Source organism: Aquimarina aquimarini, assembly GCF_900299535.1.
Lineage (GTDB): Bacteria > Bacteroidota > Bacteroidia > Flavobacteriales > Flavobacteriaceae > Aquimarina > Aquimarina aquimarini.
Genome location: NZ_OMKE01000001.1, coordinates 39,115 through 57,477, shown reverse-complemented (window position 1 = coordinate 57,477; position 18,363 = coordinate 39,115). Strand labels below are relative to the sequence as shown.

The following is an 18,363-nucleotide window of genomic DNA, read 5'->3' as shown; positions in this document are numbered from 1 at the left end:
TACTTGATTTAACACCTAAAAAGGGTATTTATGTTGGTTAATTGTTTTGTTTGACAATTAGTTTATTCTTATCTTTTATTATTTCAACATCTAGTGAAATTTCAAGGATAGGAATCACTATGTCAAGGTTTTTCATAGGGATTCCAATTTTACGAGTCTCTTTATATAAAGTTTCATCTTCTAACTCTATATCTACACCATAGATATTTTCTATTTCTTTAAAAATCTTATCTACCGTAGAATTCATCTGTAATGTTCCTGTCCTCCATGAAGTATAGAACTCTTGCGGCACCTTATTACGATCAATAATTGTTTGTTTTTTTGCAGAGTAAGTAATAAAATCTCCTGGGTTAAGGTATTCCTCTTTATTGTTCATAAGAAGCTTTATTTTCCCTTCTTTTAAAAAAATTTTGGTAAGATCCCCTCTAGATTGAACATTAAATTCAGTTCCTAAAACTTCAATGGTTAGTTCATTAACGATAACCTGAAATTTGCTTTGAGTTGTTGTTTTTTTTTCGACGTCAAAAAAGGCTTCCCCATTCAACCATACAACACGCATATCGCTATCTTTCCAGTTTTTTGATAACTTTAATGTTGAATTTGCATTTAATTCTACTATTGAAGCATCTGGAAGTTGTACAGTTCGCCATTCGGCATAATCAGTCGTATAGTTTTTATTATACCCATAATTAGATCTATAAAATAAATAGCCTACAAAAAATAATAAGGTAAATGAGGCTGCAATGATTAGGTTACGAAATTTTTCATTAAGAAGAAATCGTCTTTTTGGTCTCAATGATAATGGGAGTTTTTTCTCAGCTATATTAAACACAAGGGTGAGTTTCTGTTTTATTTCTTCTGGAGTTTTATCGTATTGCTCAAAATAGGATTTTCCAGAGAGTAAAAACATTTTTGCTTCTTTTATTACGGCCTTTTTTTCTGGGTGTTTTTTTAAAAAATCTTGCCAAAAATCATTACTTAATAAAGAAGGAGAATACACCCAATTCTGAAATTCGGTATCTTCAATTAACTCTTCAAAGTTCATTTCTTTATATATTTCAAAATCACTCATATTAAAATAAATATCGCTTTTAGATAAATTTATTTAAATACTCCTAATCAAATATTAAGGAGTTTTATATGAATGATGTACGAAGAAAGAATTTGTAACCCTTTTTTTTAAAAAAATAGATTTATAATGAGAAAAATTTTAAAATTCTTTGGCTATTGAAGTTTTTTTGAAGGCAAACATCCAAAAATAATAGTAAATAGAAACGTTTTTCCTTTTTCTATTTTCGAACGGATTTTCTGAATTGCTCTAGACACATAATTTCTAGCAACCTGTCCATTTAGTGAAGTTATTTGAGTAATTTTTTCATAACTAAATCCTTCATAATATCTAAGATAAATAATTTCTTTTAGATAGGGAGGCAAGTTTTGGATTTGGTCTTTCAACCATTCTTTTTTTAACGAAGTTGTTTCTTCTTCAATAATTTTTTTTTCTTTTGATACTGTATATCTTTCTTGATCAACAACTAGTTTTCGGATAACTCCTCTGCGATCATCTTTTTGCTTTTCAGAGATTATATTTAATTTAATCGACCGAAACATATAAATTTCAAGGTTTAGTACATGATTAAGTTTTTCAGGGTCTTTAAGCATTTTTACAAAAAACTCTTGAATTACATCTTCAACCAGACTTGAGTCATTACAAAAAAACATTCCATAACGATAAAGTTTATTATAATACGCTGTATAAACCTTACAGAAAGCAACTATATTACCTCTTTTAAGAGATTCAAAAACTTCACCTTTATTTTTTTTCATACCCCAATAGAATATTTTTAAAATATTAAAAATAATTACAATTTTATACATAATTACCAATAAAAAATATAAAATTTTAGTTTTTTTTTACTCTAAATACATTTTCTTTGTTAATTACCTTACAAAACACCTAAAACTTTCTGCTGTAATTTTCTTAGTTGAATTTTCAGATAAGTTTTCCCTTTTTAAACCTTTTTTTCATGCATGTAATGTTAATTATTTTTGCTCATCGTTTTAAAATGTGTGATAACAAGTAGTTATTTAAATAAGTATTAAAGAGATAAAATATAGTTGGTCTGTAAGGATTTGGTCTTTTCCCAGATTTAGGTACAGGTTAAAAATAGAAGATTCAAGCTATTTTTGCCTCTTTTAAGATTACATTTTTTTATCTCATATAGTAGATAGTAAAAATTCCTTAGTTTTAGCCTAATTAAATAGAACTTTATGTAAGATTATGTTTGCCAAAAAGACACTTTTACCTTACACTTAATATTCATAATAAACTAAAAAAGGATAATGATAAAGTTAAATCCATCAATTAAGCATCATCTATTAATAGGTGTATTTATATGTATCTGGGGGTTTATTTTTGCTTTTTTCATAAGACCTTTTGATGACGGCACACTAAATTTTAAAGCATGGCTCTTAATAAGCATCGGTTTTAATGTCATTGCATTTATAGCCTATGCGTTAACAAGCCTAGCTCAAAAATTCGTCTATCAAAAAATTGAAAAATGGAATATTACTCTTGAAGTAATTAGTATTATTTTTTATCAAATATTATATACTATTGAACTTTCATCTATTACAAAAGCCCTTTCATTTTATCAGGAGGATATACTTTTTGGACATTCTGTACTAATATAATTTTCAAAACAGCTTTAATTGTAATTCCAATTATCATTATGGCAAGACGGTATTCAATCAAATTAATTCCTATACCAGAAGATATTTTAAGTATTAAAGGAGATAATAAACTTGATATTTTAAAAATCAAAAAATCTGAGTTAATTAGTATCAGTAATGCTCAAAATTATGTGGAGATTTTTTTTATTAATAATAATGAACTTAACTCAAAATTAATTCGCTCTTCTTTAACAAAAATGCAGGAAGATTTAGATTTTTTAGTTCGAATACATCGTTCACATTTAATAAATCCATCACATTTTAAATCTTGGAAAAACAAAAACACTATATCTCTTACCTTAATGGAACTCCCTGTTTCCAAAAAATATAAAGAAGCCATACAAGCTATTTAACTTTTAGTTCCTCCCTCCTTATCTCTTCAAAAAATTCAACTCTTCCTTAGTATTAATTAGGGAATTGATATTATCTATTTTTAAGGGTGTTCATATAAATTATCCAGAATAGAAAAATAAAAAAACACATCTTACGTTTTCATTGATATAGATGCTATTTTTTACCTCTAAAATAACGTAGCAGTCTATGATTTCACTACCGAGTAAAGCCATATCCACCTTTCTTAATACATACATTACAGTGGGGAAATTACCCACATATGTGTAATTTTTCTACACACCAAAGTTTAGTAAGTATTCATAAAACTCTATGAAACAATTACATTGAAAATGGCATCAATATTGCCACCTTTTCAAAAAAATCAGTGAAACACTTATGAAAGGATTATCATTTTCCAAATCTTTGGAAACTTCTGCAGCTACCAACAAACATTCTAAACTTATCAAGAAAACTATTTTAGACACATCTTCATCTTTCATTTTAATAGGAACATTCTTATTAATGTTTGGTGCTATATCTTTATTCTTTTTCTTACAACCATATTTTGAAAAAATATATTTAGAACGAATAAATAGTCCATGGGGAATTGCCTTAACAGCAACAGGCTTCTGTTTACTCACTATTAAAATTAGTTTTTTAATCTATATATTATTTTTATACTTACGCTATAAAGTCATTAAATCTGTATCTGATGATCAGCTACCTTTATGTACAGTTATTGTTCCAGCATACAATGAAGGTGAGTTAGTTTATAAAACATTAGTTAGCCTAGCAGAAAGCGATTATCCTCAAGAAAAAATACAATTAATTTCTATTGATGACGGAAGTCAAGATGATACATGGCAATGGATGAAAAAAGCTAAAGAAGAATTAGGGGATCGTGTTGCAATTTATCAACAACCAAAAAACAAAGGAAAAAGACATGCCCTGTATCGTGCATTTAATTTAGCTACAGGAGAGATTTTTATAACTGTGGATAGTGACTCTATAGTTAAAAAAGACACAGTACGTAATATGGTTAGCCCTTTTGTAGTCGACAAAAAATGTGGTGCTGTAGCAGGTAATGTGCGTGTATTGAATAGTAAAAAAGCTTTAATCCCACGTATGTTGAATGTAAGTTTTGCTTTTAGTTTTGAGTTTATCCGCTCTGCTCAAAGTAGCTTAGGTTCTGTATTATGTACACCAGGAGCACTATCAGCTTATCGAAGAGAAGCTGTTTTTAATTGCCGTCAAGAGTGGATTACTCAAACTTTTATGGGACAAGTCTCAAAAATTGGAGAAGATAGGGCTATGACAAATATGATTTTAAAGCAAGGTTACAAAGTATTTTTTCAACGTAATGCCTATGTGTATACTAACATCCCCGAGCGCTACAAAAATTTATATAAAATGTTCATTCGTTGGGAAAGAAGCAACGTTCGTGAGAATATAGCAATGTCAAAATTTGCTTTTGGAAATTTTAGAAAAGAGGCAAAAAGTGGCACTAGAATATTATTATTAAACCAATGGTTAAAAATGACAATGGCTTACCCAGGAATAATATTGATGTTATTTTTTATCTGCACCTACCCTATATTATTTCTAACTTCTACACTGGTTAGTATATTTGTTTTTTCAAGTATACAGGCTTTATTTTATGCAAAAAAGCATAGTCTTACAGAATCTCTTTGGGCGTATCCTTATAGTATCTTTTATGCCTTCTCCTTATTTTGGATTACTCCTTACGCTATAGCTACTGCTGGCAGAAGTGGGTGGTTGACAAGAGATTTACCAAAAAAGCAACCAAAGAAAAAAATAAAAAAACAACAGATTATTACTGCTGCTGTATCATCGTAATGTAAAAATAATTGTGTTTATAAAACGCAATCAAATTATACTTTGTAATAATCAAAGTAGAAAAAAGAAATAATATTTTTATTCCTCTTTTTCATATTTGTATGTTTGCACACAATAATATTTAAGACTCACATTTATGACGACATCAGGTAAAATAGAATTAATGGCTCCTGCTGGTAATTTCGAATCTTTGCAGGCTGCAATAGATAATGGAGCCGATTCCATATATTTTGGCGTAGAGCAATTAAATATGCGTGCCCGCGCAAGTATTAATTTTACCATTGATGATTTACCTGAGATTGTAAACAGATGTTCTAAAAAAAATATCCGTACTTATCTTACTCTTAATACAATCATATACGATCATGATTTATCGGTTATAAAAACAGTATTGGATGCTGCAAAAAAAGCTACTATTACTGCGGTTATTGCAATGGACCAATCAGTTCTTGCATATGCAAAACAAATTGATATAGAGGTTCATATCTCTACACAGATTAACATTACCAATATAGAAGCCGTTCGCTTTTATGCTATGTTTGCAGACACGATGGTCCTGAGTAGAGAACTTAGTTTACGTCAAATAAAAAAAATAACCGAACAAATCGAGAAAGATCAGATCAAAGGACCTTCTGGTAATTTGGTAGAAATTGAGGTTTTTGGTCATGGTGCTTTATGTATGGCAGTATCAGGAAAATGCTACTTGAGTCTTCATTCACATAACTCCTCTGCAAACAGAGGTGCTTGTAAACAAAACTGCAGAAAAAAATATACGGTAATCGATCAAGATTCTGGTTTTGAAATAGAGGTCGATAATGAATATTTGATGTCTCCAAAAGATTTATGCACATTAGATTTTTTAGACCAGGTGATTGATACTGGTATCAAAGTATTAAAAATTGAAGGTCGTGGTAGAGCCCCAGAATATGTTGCCACTGTTATTAAAACATATAGAGAAGCAATTGATACCTATTATGAAAATAACTTTACTAAAGAAAAAGTAACTGAATGGATGGATCAGTTAAAAAAGGTATATAATCGTGGTTTCTGGAGTGGGTATTATTTAGGTCAAAAACTTGGAGAGTGGAGTGATGTTGATGGATCCAAAGCTACACAAAAAAAGGTTTATATAGGAAAAGGTCAACATTATTTCACTAAAAGCAAAATAGGAGAATTTAAAATTGAAGCGTATGACTTATCACTGGGAGATACTGTCCTTATTACTGGACCAACCACAGGAGCTAAGGAATTTAAACTTACAGAAATGTTTGTAAACGACAAGTCGCTACAAAAAGCCCAAAAAGGAGACTCTTGTACCATCCCTTTAGACTTTAGAGTTCGATTGTCAGATAAACTTTATAAAATTGTGAAGAATTAATAACAAATGGTAGTAGTAACTTTACAACGAAATAAATGTATTGGGTGTAATTATTGTGTTGAACTTGCTCCAGAACAGTTCCAGATGTCTAAAAAAGATGGGAAATCAGTTTTATTACACGCCATCGAAAAAAAAGGCTTTTTTACCATAAAATCATCAGACAATACTATTTTTGACGCTTGCAAACGAGCTACAGAAGCTTGTCCTGTTAAAATCATTATCACTAAAATGATTTAATGAGCTTGGTAATTAGTCATAGAGCAAATTATTAGCTTCTATTTTTATACTCATCTATAAAATTTAATAATGCAAAATTCCTACAGGGATAGTACATAAATTTTTGATCATTGAAATCTACATTTTAATTCTACTTCTGGTTCTAAATGATATGTAAAAACAATAGAGCTTTTTAGAAAAGGTTGTTCCAACATTATTTCTAAAGGTAATGTTAAGGATGATTCATTTCTATACAACCAAATATCATTATAAATATGCACTTGGGTTTCTATCAAAGTGCTTTTATATCGATCTATATTCATGGATTTTAAATTCACTATCTTTTCTGGTAATTGTGATAGAATATTTGAGTCTCCTGTATAAGAGGATATAGCTTTACGTACATCTAAAATAGTCCCTGCATCCTCTTCTAAACAGTCTGAATCTTTATTGGGTTTAGCTAATAACTTTAAGTTTATCTGTACATTTTCAGGAATTAATGTGATGTTCTTATTAAATTGAGGCAATAGATTAAATACAATAGGAACATAACATTCTCGATACAATAATGCATCTAATGTCTCACTAATAAGAATATGAAAAGTATTCGGATTTGGAACTTTAAATGTTACCGCATCAGCTAAGTAGAACTCTTGAATATAATCTTCTAACCCTAGTGTGCTAATTAAATTCTTGGAAGATTCAAGAGCATTTTTATTAATATCCAATAACGAAAAATTGACCTCTTCAGGTTTAAAAAAATGGGCTACCAAAGTTACAAATGGAGCATAAGGCCCACATCCCGCATAAAAAACATGAATCAATTCATTTGGATATACCTTTTGCTTATCTCTAATGGCATAAACAATTGCTTTTAAAAACCTTGTCGTTCTTTTATAATCCAGTAGACATTGTGCTGCATAGTTTAACCCCAGAGCTTTTCCTTTTGCAGTAGGAACAGCCGCCAGATGTTCTATATTTAAATCAAATCCAGTAATTTTAGTGATCTCTTGAAAATGTACATGGATTTGATCTATAATTCTTTCAATCTCTGTTTGATTGTATGGGTTTTCTAATAATGATACCGCTAATTTTTTGAGGTCACCAAATGTTTCTTTTCCAGTCATTGTTTTAATTTCTTATTACACTCATAAAAATCCTCACCCTTTAGTCTTACCAGATAGTAGAAATAAAGATATTACTTACTACGTAATCACCAACTATAAATCTATAATTATAGAGTATAAATGTAAGTTGTTTTTATCAAAATCACATCTTACTATATTTTAACTATTTTTGCTTTTAGCTATGAAAGTATGTATTGCAGAAAAGCCAAGTGTTGCCCGTGAAATTGCTGCTGTATTAGGAGCCAATACTAGATGTGATGGTTATTATGAAGGCAATGGGTATGCAGTTACCTATACCTTTGGTCATCTTTGTACACTATTTGAACCAAATGACTATAAGCCATATTGGAAAAGCTGGGATCTTAACAACCTCCCTATGCTACCCGATAAGTTCAAAACCAAGGTAGTAGACAACTCGGGGATCAAAAAGCAGTTTGATATTGTAAAAAAATTATTTGATAAAGCCACCGTAGTTATCAATTGTGGAGATGCTGGACAAGAAGGAGAATTGATACAACGATGGGTTATCGATCAAGCAGCTTATCAAGGTGAAGTACAACGCCTTTGGATTTCGTCATTGACCACAGAAGCTATCAAAGAAGGTTTTGACCAACTACAACCATCTACGCAGTATGATAATTTATATTACGCAGGGTTTTCTAGAGCAATAGGAGATTGGTTATTAGGTATGAATGCCACACGACTATATACAGTAAAACACGGAGGATACAAACAAGTATTATCCATTGGTAGGGTACAAACACCTACATTGGCAATGCTGGTCAACCGATTTAAAGAGATTCAGAATTTTAAACCCCAACCCTATTGGGAGTTACAAACGGTATATAGAGAAACACTGTTTAATTGTGAAGAAGGAAGATTCTTAAAAAAAGAAGAAGGAGAGGCTTTTGCCAAGGTAGTAAAAGAAAGTGATTTTGAGATTCAATCTATTACTAAGAAAAAAGGTAAAGAATATGCCCCCAAGCTTTTTGATCTTACAGGATTGCAAGTATATTGCAATACAAAATTTGGATTTTCTGCAGATGAAACTTTAAAAATAGTCCAGAAATTATATGAACAAAAGGTTGTTACCTACCCTAGAGTAGATACTACTTTTTTACCAAATGATATCTACCCAAAAGTATCAGGGATATTAAATAAGTTAACCAATTACCAAAATCTTACTCAACCCCTATTAGGAAAGAAAATCAAAAAATCTGCTAAAGTATTCAATGACAAAAAAGTAACAGATCACCATGCAATTATTCCTACAGGAGTTCAAATTAATCTACAATACAATCAACAACAAGTATATGATATCATCACCAAACGATTCATTGCAGTATTTTATGAGGATTGTGCAGTGGCAAACACAACAGTCATTGGTAAAGCAGATACAGTAACATTTAAAACTACAGGGAAAGTAATTTTAGAAAAAGGATGGAGAGTAGTTTTTGAAACCCCTAATTCTAAAGAGAAAAAAGAAAAAGGGATCCTTCCTTCTTTTGAAAAAGGAGAAAAAGGCCCACATGAACCTTCTTTTTTAGAAAAAGAAACCAAACCTCCTAATCAATATACAGAAGCTACCTTATTACGTGCTATGGAAACAGCAGGAAAACAAGTGGATGATGATGAAATGCGGGAATTGATGAAAGAAAATGGTATCGGTAGACCTTCTACCCGGGCTAATATTATCGAAACTCTTTTTAAACGAAAGTATATCAAACGAAATAAAAAACAGATCCTACCCACCCAAACAGGAATACAGCTTATTGATACAATACAAAATAAACTACTTACCTCTGCTGAATTAACAGGGCAATGGGAAAAGCAATTAAAAGAAATTGAAAAAGGAAATTTTCATGCTGGAGCTTTTATCAAAAACATGAAAAAAATGGTAGATGATTTGGTATACGAAGTACGTACCGAAAAAAAACGTGCCAACATTTCTTATACCGCGACTGCTGAAGAACCTGTCTCAAAAAAAGAAAAGAAAGTAATAACAATTAATGGACAATCATGTCCTAAGTGTAAACAAGGCACACTCTTAAAAGGGAAAACAGCATATGGTTGTAGTGGGTATAAAAAAGGCTGTGATTTTAAACTCCCTTTTTCTTTTGAAGGCAAAAAAATATCAGAAAAACAGTATTTACGGCTACTACAAAAAGGATGTACTGTCAATCTAAAAGGTTTTAAAACTTCTAATGGTAGCAAAAAAGGTTTAATTCGTTTTGACGATCATTTTCATTTACATCTCGAAGAAAAAAAAATGAATCATTCTCTCACCTCTAGTAAAACTCCTGACTCCATACCTTGTCCAACTTGTCATCAAGGAACAGTAGTAAAAGGAAAAACAGCTTATGGATGTAGTGCATACAAAAGCGGATGTAACTTTAGATATACATTTGATAAAATTCGAGAAAAGGCTAATGGAAAACCATTGACCGCCTCATTGGTTGTTTCTTTACTTAAAGAAAACTAAAAACAACTATCACAAAATAACACTAAATTCATAAAATAAAACCTGACCAAAAAATAAATTTGATCAGGTTTCACATGTCTATACATAGGGTAGATTAGAATAGTTTATACAACCTATCTAAATAAATTACACTCTCTTAAAAGAGAAATCTTACTTTTTAATTATTTTCAATTTCTCTGTTACATTACCCCTCTCAATGGTCACAAAATATATCCCTTGTCGCATATGAGAAGCATCCCATTCAAAATTTGAGGTTTTATCAATATTTAATTTTGAATACACCTGCCTCCCCCAAAAATCATGAATTACAATAGATACATCTCCATTTCCTTTTACATTTTTTAAGTTAAACATAAACTTATCAGAAGAAGGGTTAGGGGATACAATAGTCTTTATAGACGCTGTATTTACTGGCGGATTAGGCACAGCAGGTGCTACACTTCCAAAAATCTGAAATCGCAAATCAATACCAGGATCCTGCGGATTATTTTCATCAATTTGTATAGGGTTCCAACCACTATATACTCCATCCAAAGTTGATGCTATTTGTCCTCTTTCTCCTATCCCTGGATTTTTTGCCTGATAGAACCAATTCCATCGTTTTTGCTCGGGTGATGTTCCTGTATCTTCAATAACTGGAGAAATCGATATCCAATACCTCCCTGCAGGCAATACCTGAGGAGTAAAGGTTATATCAATATCATTATTATATGGGTTTACAGGATTTATGGTTTGGAATGGTTGATCTTGATAAATTGTATTTTGATCCAAATCAATAGAATCATTGTTATGAATACTTAACAGTATACTCTTTCCTACAACCAATGCATCATTTTCTCCAAATCCAAAGGCTTTTATTCTATCTACTGTCCAAGTTTCACCTTCTGGAACAACAAAATCATCTGCTGCCAAAAATTGGATAAGTTGCCCTTGTTGCTCAGGATTAACATAAACAGGATAGCCATTTTCTATAGCTCCTTCTAGTTGACTATATACAGGTACTTCATCTACGGTTACTGTAAATCCTTCTGATACCTGCTCTGTTCCAGAGGTAGCAATTAGACCAATCGTAGCTCTTCCTATAGTATTTGGTGTGTAAACCAATCGTATTACTCCGTCAACAAATGTAGCGGTAACCAGATCTGGATTTGAATTAGTTATCCTAATAGTAACGGGTTCTATGTCTTCCTGATGAAATAGGCCCTCTATATTTACCTGACTATCTGCACTATTTTCTGTGACTGTAAAATCTTCTAATAAACGAGTAACACTTAATTTTGGTTCGGGAAGTGGTTGAGAAAATGGAAATTTTGCACTATAAATACCACTACCATGAGTTCCTACCGCAATAAACCCATCTTTTCTAATATCTATATCCGATACTAATGCTTCTCCTATCACGGTATCTTCTCTCGTCCATTTTACTTTTCCTCTGGCTAATAAATCTCCAGTAGTATAATATAATCCCGTACTGGTACCCACATATACTTTTTGAAGTCTCTCTTCTGCCTGACTTCCTTCGTAAAATGCAACGCAACGTACAGAAGGACCATTTCCTGTTCCATCTGCATTTTCTTCTAGATTACCACTGATATCCTGCCAGGTATTCCCTGCATCATTACTCATAAAAATACTAGGGATACCATAATTAGAGAACACAACAATCACCCTATCTGAATTAGAGGGATCTACCGCAATATCAGTAACATTAGCTCCAGGTATAAAGTTTTTCCCTGTAAAAATATCAACTACTTCCTGATTATCCAGATTAGCATTGTCTATTCTATAGATTGCTCCTTGATTAGTTCCATAATATAAGCGATTGGCAACAGGGTATGTAGATACATCCATTGCTGTGATAAATCCACCAGAAGGACTTTCTGATTCTAATAATATAGTCCAATTTACAGAAGCATTTTTGAATTCTGGGTCAAAAGGAATGTCATCCAGATTATTATTCCTCCAAATTGCAGCCGCTACACCTAAATACATAATATTATCATTATTATGATCTAGGATATAAGGTGTAAGAAACGAATAAAAAGCACTAGGGTTATTAGATGTCCCTTCAGGAGTTATTTTTATTTGAGAAGTGATTTCCCCTGCCGCATTCAGGTTTTGTCTAAAAACAAATCCAAATTGAGAAGACACATAACGAGTTGCTCCATTATCAGCAATATGGTTTACAGTTCCATCTCCTCTAAAAACTTGTTCCCATATGGCAGTAGGAGCACCCGAAGAAGTAAAATAAGTACTACTATCCTGAAATCCAGCTAGTATATTTTCGTTGGTAGATTGGGGATCAAAAGACAGATCATATACCTGAGTTGTCAGATATCCATTATTAAGAGAAGTCCAGTTAACAGATTCACTTGCTGCTACCCTAGTGATATCATTGGTTATAAATACTCCTCCATCATTTGCCGATAATGCCATATTGGAATTAGAAGGAAAAAACACCAGGTTATGTTGATCAGGATAATGATCTGTATAGATATCTACATCTCCTGCTTGATTAGGTTTATATCCACCAATCCAGTCTTGCAGCCCTTGTACTACATTAGAAAAAGGGGTCGTAAACCCATCAAAAGATCTATATAAATTTGTTCCTCCTACAAATACAATATTAGGATTGGTAGGATGCACTTTGATAAGCATATTATAGCTCCCTTGAAAATTTAAATTGGCAATTCTGGTTCCTATATCTGTAGGTAAATTTGCGGATAGGTTTGCTATTCTAGGAGAATCTCCATGATCATATCTATAAAGAGTAGCTGAATTTTCTAAAGGTTGTGCTCCTTGGCCTTGGTCTCCATGAAATGATAAAAAATACACTCTATTTTCGTTAGAAGGATCTATCCCGATAACAGTTCTTCTATAGGTTGCATTAGGAATAGGCGTAATATCAGTCCACTCTGTTGCATTTCCCGTAGCAGATGTAAAAAAACCTTTTACTGGATCTCCCTGCCCATCTATAGTAGCATACAAACGCCCAGTAGATGTAACTGCTATCTCAGAGAATGAAATATCGTTTGTAGTACCTAATACTGGGGCAAATGTTATTCCTGCATCTTGAGACCTATAAATTCCTTTTTTTCCTGCAACATAGATATCTCCATTTATGGGATTGATTGCCATAGAATTAACAACCCCAAAAGCATTAGCCGTAGTCACATCCCCATCAGTTGTACTAGCTAATAATTGCCAGGAATTTCCTCTATCTACAGATTTATAGATCCCATTACCAGTTAATATTGCTCCTCCATCTCTAGAGGAATTACCAACTGTCTCTCCTGCTCCGTAATACCATACATTACGCATGCCTTCTCTAGGGTCTTGTACAATGGTTGTAATATGTAAATCCTGATCCCCCTGTAAGATTCTCGACCAGCTTTGCCCTCTATCCACAGTTTTCCATAGACCACCACTTACGCCTCCTGCAAAAATAATGTCCTCATTAGTGATATCGATCGCTAATGCTCTGGTTCTACCCCCTACATTATTAGGCCCTCTACTTTTCCAGTCTGAAAATTCTTTTGATTTGGTGGTACTACGAGTAAAGCTTTTTTTGGCGCTGATTTTTCTTGAGAACTTTAATTCTTTTCGCCTGATATCATCTGGCACTTTACCAGTTCTGGGGTCTTTAATTTTGTTATACTCAAAATTAAATCGCTCAATGGCGTCATCATATAACCGCTCTTTTTTACTTTTACGTTGTTTTTGAGCATTGTTTCTTTGTGAGTTTGTTGTTTGGCCATGTGCCACTACAGGTCCTAAAAAAGATAATGCTATGTAAAGCATTACCCTACTTGTGGGTTTTAAGAATTTCATGATTATAAGTGAGTTATATTAAGAAAAAATATGTTTCTATAACATCATTACAGAAGCTACTGCTTCATATACTATTCAGAACCTTTCAGTAAAAATCACATCACAAGAAAGGTAAAAAGGTGGGTATGACAATAAAATAAATTGATTAAATCAATTATTACAATAATACAAAACAATCGCTTAGAAAACTCTTATAAAAAAGTTAACGCAAATATAAAGTATTGTAAACAAATAGTTTACATAAAGTTAATTTTACAAAACACACCCCATATGTTCATAGATAGCATATTAATTTTTTAAACTATCTTTTCTTTATATAAAACAACAAAATCTGATCACACACATCCGATCAGGTTTTATGTACGCCTTAAATTAAGAGCTTAATGATCCGTTTTACTTCTTAAGTATTTTAGGATGTATTGATAATATAACAAAAGGAGTAGTTTTAAAACTACTCCTTTCAAACACAAACTTCGGTTTTAATAAAACTAATTAAAAATGAAACGATAAATAAGGTTAATAAAAGTGTATTTTATTTTATACAATTCTTACATGTTATATCACCGTCTTCTTTTTACTATTTAATATGAGTTTCGAAATAAGTATTTATTTCAGGATTAGAAGGCCTCATTGCATGCGCTGAGACAATTTTACCTTCGGGATTTACCAGTATAAATGTAGGGTATCCAGGTATTTTATATAATTCTGTAATCTTCATTTTTGATTTTTGTTCTTCGTATAATTGAGTCCCTTTCAGGTTTTCTTTTTTCACAAATTCTTTCCATGTTTCTTTTTTATCCTTAACAGAAACACTCAAAAACTCTATATTTTTATCACGATATCGTTCTTCCAGTTTTTTTAAGAATGGAATTTCTTGTTTACAAGGCCCACACCAAGTACCCCAGATATCGATATAAACATATTTTCCTTTAAAGTCACTCAATGACACCATATTTCCTTCAACATCTTCATATGTGAATTCTGGAGCAGGGTTGCCTGGTACTAATTTTTTAATTTCCTGATATCGTTTTTCTACATATTCTTTTATAGAAGGACTTGTTATGATATCAATAATTTCAGTATATCTTTTTTCAAAATTTGGATTAGAAGACACCAAGCTTCGTCGTATTGGGTGCTCCCATAACAAATCATCCTTAATATCATTGGATTTATATGTTTTAATTTCGGCAATAGCAGCATCCATAAATTTGGTTTTATAATACTCATATCCTCCAATCTTTTCTATAATTTTTTTATAAAAAAAATCTTTCACCAAACGTTTGTAGGTTATCGAATTTTTATAATCTTCGCTATTATCAAAATTAGTAGTATCCATAAAATCTTTGGTGACCTTTTCCGTTTTGGGATAGTACTTACTCAATTCACTTTCTATATCTTTATGAGTCTTACCTATATATTTAGAATTATAAAAAGGGTAACTTCTGACCATATCAAAATATTCATATTCGATATTCTTTTTTTCAATTTTTTTGAAAGTTTCGCTATAATCAGTAGCATCTATCAATATATTTGCAGTATTTTTTTTAGAATTTAACTCAGCTAAAAACTCATCCTCATTTAAACCATAAAGCTCTTTCTCCTTGTCGCTATCAATATAAATGCTTGCTTTTTTTTGTATAAAATTATTTATTGCCCCCCCTTCTCCAGAAAAAATTAATGAAGGTTTTCCTATTCTAAAATTCATAGTAAAGGAGATATCTTTTCCTGATATAATATATACAGGTATACTATAATAAGCCCCCAAATTAATACTGTAAAAACCTTCTTTTAAGGTTAGTGTATCCTTAAAATTATTAGCATCATCAAGCGTGATTTTTTTGGTTACGATACCTTGCCCATTAATTGTAAAGACTTTTGTAGAATAATCTTCAATTATACCCGAAACAACTGTCTTGGGAATTTCTGTATCAGGTTGGCTTTTACACGAAAAAGCAATAGCTGTAAATAAAACTAAAAAGTAATATTTGAATTTCAGTAAATAAAACATTTTATAGATATTTTTGGTTATACTTCATAAAGACGTAACAGAAAGCTCGCTACCCTTACTTTATTTTCTGTTATTTTTTATTTCTACCTCTATTCTCAACAAGATAAAACTTATAAAAGATGGCAAAAAAGTAAAGCACTCTTATAAAAATCGCTTTTATTTTCATTCTTTAAATTAGCTTTTTATCAGTCTAAAAAAACAACTACTTAAAAAGAATCATAACTTAAATAGCATGAAAAAAAATGAAGATTATTTCTGGATTCAATTAAAAGGTGAAAATCATTTTTTTTTCTTCATTTTTTGATAAATACTATTCCAGGCTTTTTTCTATAGCCTACAAATCATAATAGAAAATCTACCTCCAAAAGTAAGAGATGTTTTCTGCCAATCTAGAATGAATGGATATACCTAACCTGAAATAGCTAAAGAAAAAACATTTCTATAAAAACCATGGAAGCTCATATTACAAAAGCTTTAAAGGTCTTAAGACAAGACCTTAAGAAACATATAAATTAGGGAGTACACCTTTTCCATCGTCATTAATAATATGTTAAACTACCCAAATGCAGAAAAAAAGAGAAAATAGAATCTATAATAAGGCACTAAAATACATGCCTGAGGAAATAGCTATAGGTACCAAAGCGGAAAAACGTAAAGTATTTGCCCCTATAAGAAAAAGAGAAAATAAAGCCAACCAATTAAAACGATTTTTAAAATACGCGACAATATGCATCTTGCTATACTCTATATCTATCACATACCATATATATCCCCTTATCATCTGAAATCGTTTCTAATCATATGGCCAAAACGGTAACCCCTAAGGGAAATACTGAAAAAGTCATTTTACCAGATGGCTCTAGTGTATGGTTTAACTCTGGTAGTAAACTTATCTATATTATTTTTTTTAAAGGAAACGAAAGAAGAGTCACTCTAGAAGGAGAAAGATATTTTGAAGTTGTAAAAGATAAATCCAAACCTTTTATAGTATTAACAAAAAAATATGAAAATACGTGTTCTAGGTACTTCTTTTAATGTAAAGGCATGCCCTGAGGATAATCAAATAGAAGCAGCTCTTATAACAGGAAAAATACAATTAAATATTGATAATAACACTTCTGAAAAGAATATCTACATGGTTTCTGGAGAAAAAGTTATTTATAAAGAAAAGCACATGAAATACATTTAAAAAAAGAAGAAAAGTTGATCTTTAAGAAAGAGTCACTGGAATTAATAACAAATGAGCTTGATAGAACTTTTAATGTAGACATTATAGCAGATAAAGGTCTTATCATCATAAGTTATAGCATTGATCAAGGTAAATTCTGGAAAAAGACAGTTGCTGAAGAACTGAAACCATTTAAGTTCATTAAGCAATTCTTATACAAACGATATGACATACAGACTTTGTATAGAAACTTTCCCTACTCTATACCTATTATCTCCAGAAGGAATTGTACTCAAAAATAACCTCAGACAAGAAAAATTATATCAAGCAGTATCTAAGCGATTTGACAAACTGTAGCCTTTGAGTTATTCTAAAAAAGGTAGTAGTAAGCAATACTGCCTTTTTATAAATAAGCACACCTTACACATAAAACTCAGAAGTATGTTTAATCACCTTTAGAGAAAAAGTAGTATTCAAAACTCCTATATTATCAATCTTAGATAACTTAGAACGCATAAACTCATGATACTCCTCAAGGCTAGGCATATTAATTTTTAATAAAAAATCTACTTGGCCAGCCATATGATAGCATTCCTGTACTTCTTTTAGATTTTTTATTTGGTTTTCAAACTTATCAATAAATAACTCTCCATGAGACTGTAGAGATACTTGGCAATATGCAGTGATTGGTAAATCAATCATTTTTTTATTGACGATAGCTACATATTTTTCTATATATCCTTTTTGTTCTAATCGTTTAATTCGTTCATATATAGGAGACACTGTCAAATTCAAAAGATTTGCGATTTCTTTTGCTGTTTTTTTAGAATCTCGTTGAAGAATCCGTAAAATGGTCTTATCTGTATTATCTAACATTTCCATAAATCTAAAAACTTTTAATCAACTATCAACAGTAAAAATACTTTTATTTTGATAATATACAGATTTTTTTACTTCATAAATAATGCATAGGTTCTTCATAACTACATCTCACACATTAAAATAAATCAAAAAAAACGAAAAAATTAAGAATATTTTATACCAAATTAACATTTAAACAAAAATTAAAACGAAAAAATCATAAAAAACCATGTTTTTTAACATAAAACTCTTCTCTATTTAACAAGAAAAAAAACTTAATCTTTTTAAAAAATCAACTATAAAAAGAAAAAATAATTATTATTTAGCTATTATAACATAAAAATCACTGATTTTATAGTTAAAATACAA

General features: G+C 31.0%; 15 protein-coding genes. 9 read left to right on the top strand and 6 right to left on the bottom strand.

From position 1 onward, the window contains the following. Positions 1-37 precede the first annotated feature (37 nt). Entirely contained in the window at positions 38-1,072 is a 1,035-nt protein-coding gene (locus DG508_RS00250) for a FecR family protein (protein ID WP_108866228.1), read from the bottom strand. Between the two features lie 152 nt (positions 1,073-1,224). Next, entirely contained in the window at positions 1,225-1,827 is a 603-nt protein-coding gene (locus DG508_RS00245) for an RNA polymerase sigma factor (RefSeq protein ID WP_159090551.1), read from the bottom strand. Between the two features lie 516 nt (positions 1,828-2,343). Here DG508_RS00245 and DG508_RS21220 point away from each other — a divergent pair. The 5 genes from DG508_RS21220 (at position 2,344) to DG508_RS00225 (ending at position 6,538) form a co-directional block, all read left to right on the top strand. After that, complete coding sequence (locus DG508_RS21220) at positions 2,344-2,694, top strand: hypothetical protein (protein ID WP_234418147.1); 351 nt, start codon at positions 2,344-2,346, stop codon at positions 2,692-2,694. 38 nt (positions 2,695-2,732) lie between these two features. Further along, on the top strand, positions 2,733-3,086 hold the full coding sequence (locus tag DG508_RS21215; RefSeq protein WP_234418146.1) for a LytTR family DNA-binding domain-containing protein: 354 nt from the start codon (positions 2,733-2,735) through the stop codon (positions 3,084-3,086). 376 nt (positions 3,087-3,462) lie between these two features. Further along, the gene (locus DG508_RS00235; protein WP_108866226.1) at positions 3,463-4,923 is read left to right on the top strand and encodes a glycosyltransferase family 2 protein; all 1,461 of its coding nucleotides are present in this window, start codon (positions 3,463-3,465) and stop codon (positions 4,921-4,923) included. Between the two features lie 136 nt (positions 4,924-5,059). Beyond that, positions 5,060-6,301: a peptidase U32 family protein gene (locus DG508_RS00230; RefSeq protein ID WP_108866225.1), complete on the top strand. Its 1,242-nt coding sequence runs from the start codon at positions 5,060-5,062 to the stop codon at positions 6,299-6,301. A gap of 6 nt (positions 6,302-6,307) precedes the next feature. Continuing rightward, positions 6,308-6,538, top strand: a complete 231-nt coding sequence (locus tag DG508_RS00225) for a ferredoxin (protein WP_108866224.1) — start codon at positions 6,308-6,310, stop codon at positions 6,536-6,538. Positions 6,539-6,645: 107 nt separating this feature from the next. Here DG508_RS00225 and DG508_RS00220 read toward each other — a convergent pair whose 3' ends face one another. After that, positions 6,646-7,644 (bottom strand): SAM-dependent methyltransferase, encoded by a 999-nt coding sequence (locus tag DG508_RS00220; protein ID WP_108866223.1) that lies wholly within the window; start codon positions 7,642-7,644, stop codon positions 6,646-6,648. Between the two features lie 181 nt (positions 7,645-7,825). On the opposite strand from DG508_RS00220, the gene DG508_RS00215 reads away from it, so the two are divergent. Further along, positions 7,826-10,126 (top strand): type IA DNA topoisomerase, encoded by a 2,301-nt coding sequence (locus DG508_RS00215; protein WP_108866222.1) that lies wholly within the window; start codon positions 7,826-7,828, stop codon positions 10,124-10,126. A 150-nt stretch (positions 10,127-10,276) separates the two neighbouring features. On the opposite strand, the gene DG508_RS00210 is transcribed toward DG508_RS00215, so the two are convergent. Further along, positions 10,277-13,927, bottom strand: coding sequence for a T9SS type A sorting domain-containing protein (locus tag DG508_RS00210; protein ID WP_159090549.1), 3,651 nt, complete (start codon positions 13,925-13,927; stop codon positions 10,277-10,279). 607 nt (positions 13,928-14,534) lie between these two features. Further along, a complete protein-coding gene (locus DG508_RS00205) occupies positions 14,535-15,965 on the bottom strand; it encodes a TlpA family protein disulfide reductase (RefSeq protein ID WP_108866220.1) in 1,431 nt (476 codons plus the stop codon). Between the two features lie 801 nt (positions 15,966-16,766). Between DG508_RS00205 and DG508_RS00195 the strand changes: the two genes are divergently transcribed. The 3 genes from DG508_RS00195 to DG508_RS21355 all read left to right on the top strand — a co-directional run bounded on the left by DG508_RS00195 (position 16,767) and on the right by DG508_RS21355 (position 17,490). Further along, positions 16,767-17,000: a FecR domain-containing protein gene (locus DG508_RS00195; RefSeq protein ID WP_108866218.1), complete on the top strand. Its 234-nt coding sequence runs from the start codon at positions 16,767-16,769 to the stop codon at positions 16,998-17,000. Next, complete coding sequence (locus tag DG508_RS00190; protein ID WP_108866217.1) at positions 16,969-17,154, top strand: hypothetical protein; 186 nt, start codon at positions 16,969-16,971, stop codon at positions 17,152-17,154. The genes DG508_RS00195 and DG508_RS00190 overlap by 32 nt, the downstream gene beginning before the upstream one ends. A gap of 204 nt (positions 17,155-17,358) precedes the next feature. Beyond that, positions 17,359-17,490, top strand: a complete 132-nt coding sequence (locus DG508_RS21355) for a hypothetical protein (protein WP_255412507.1) — start codon at positions 17,359-17,361, stop codon at positions 17,488-17,490. Positions 17,491-17,553: 63 nt separating this feature from the next. On the opposite strand, the gene DG508_RS00185 is transcribed toward DG508_RS21355, so the two are convergent. Beyond that, positions 17,554-18,015 (bottom strand): Lrp/AsnC family transcriptional regulator, encoded by a 462-nt coding sequence (locus DG508_RS00185; RefSeq protein ID WP_103865043.1) that lies wholly within the window; start codon positions 18,013-18,015, stop codon positions 17,554-17,556. Positions 18,016-18,363 lie beyond the last annotated feature (348 nt).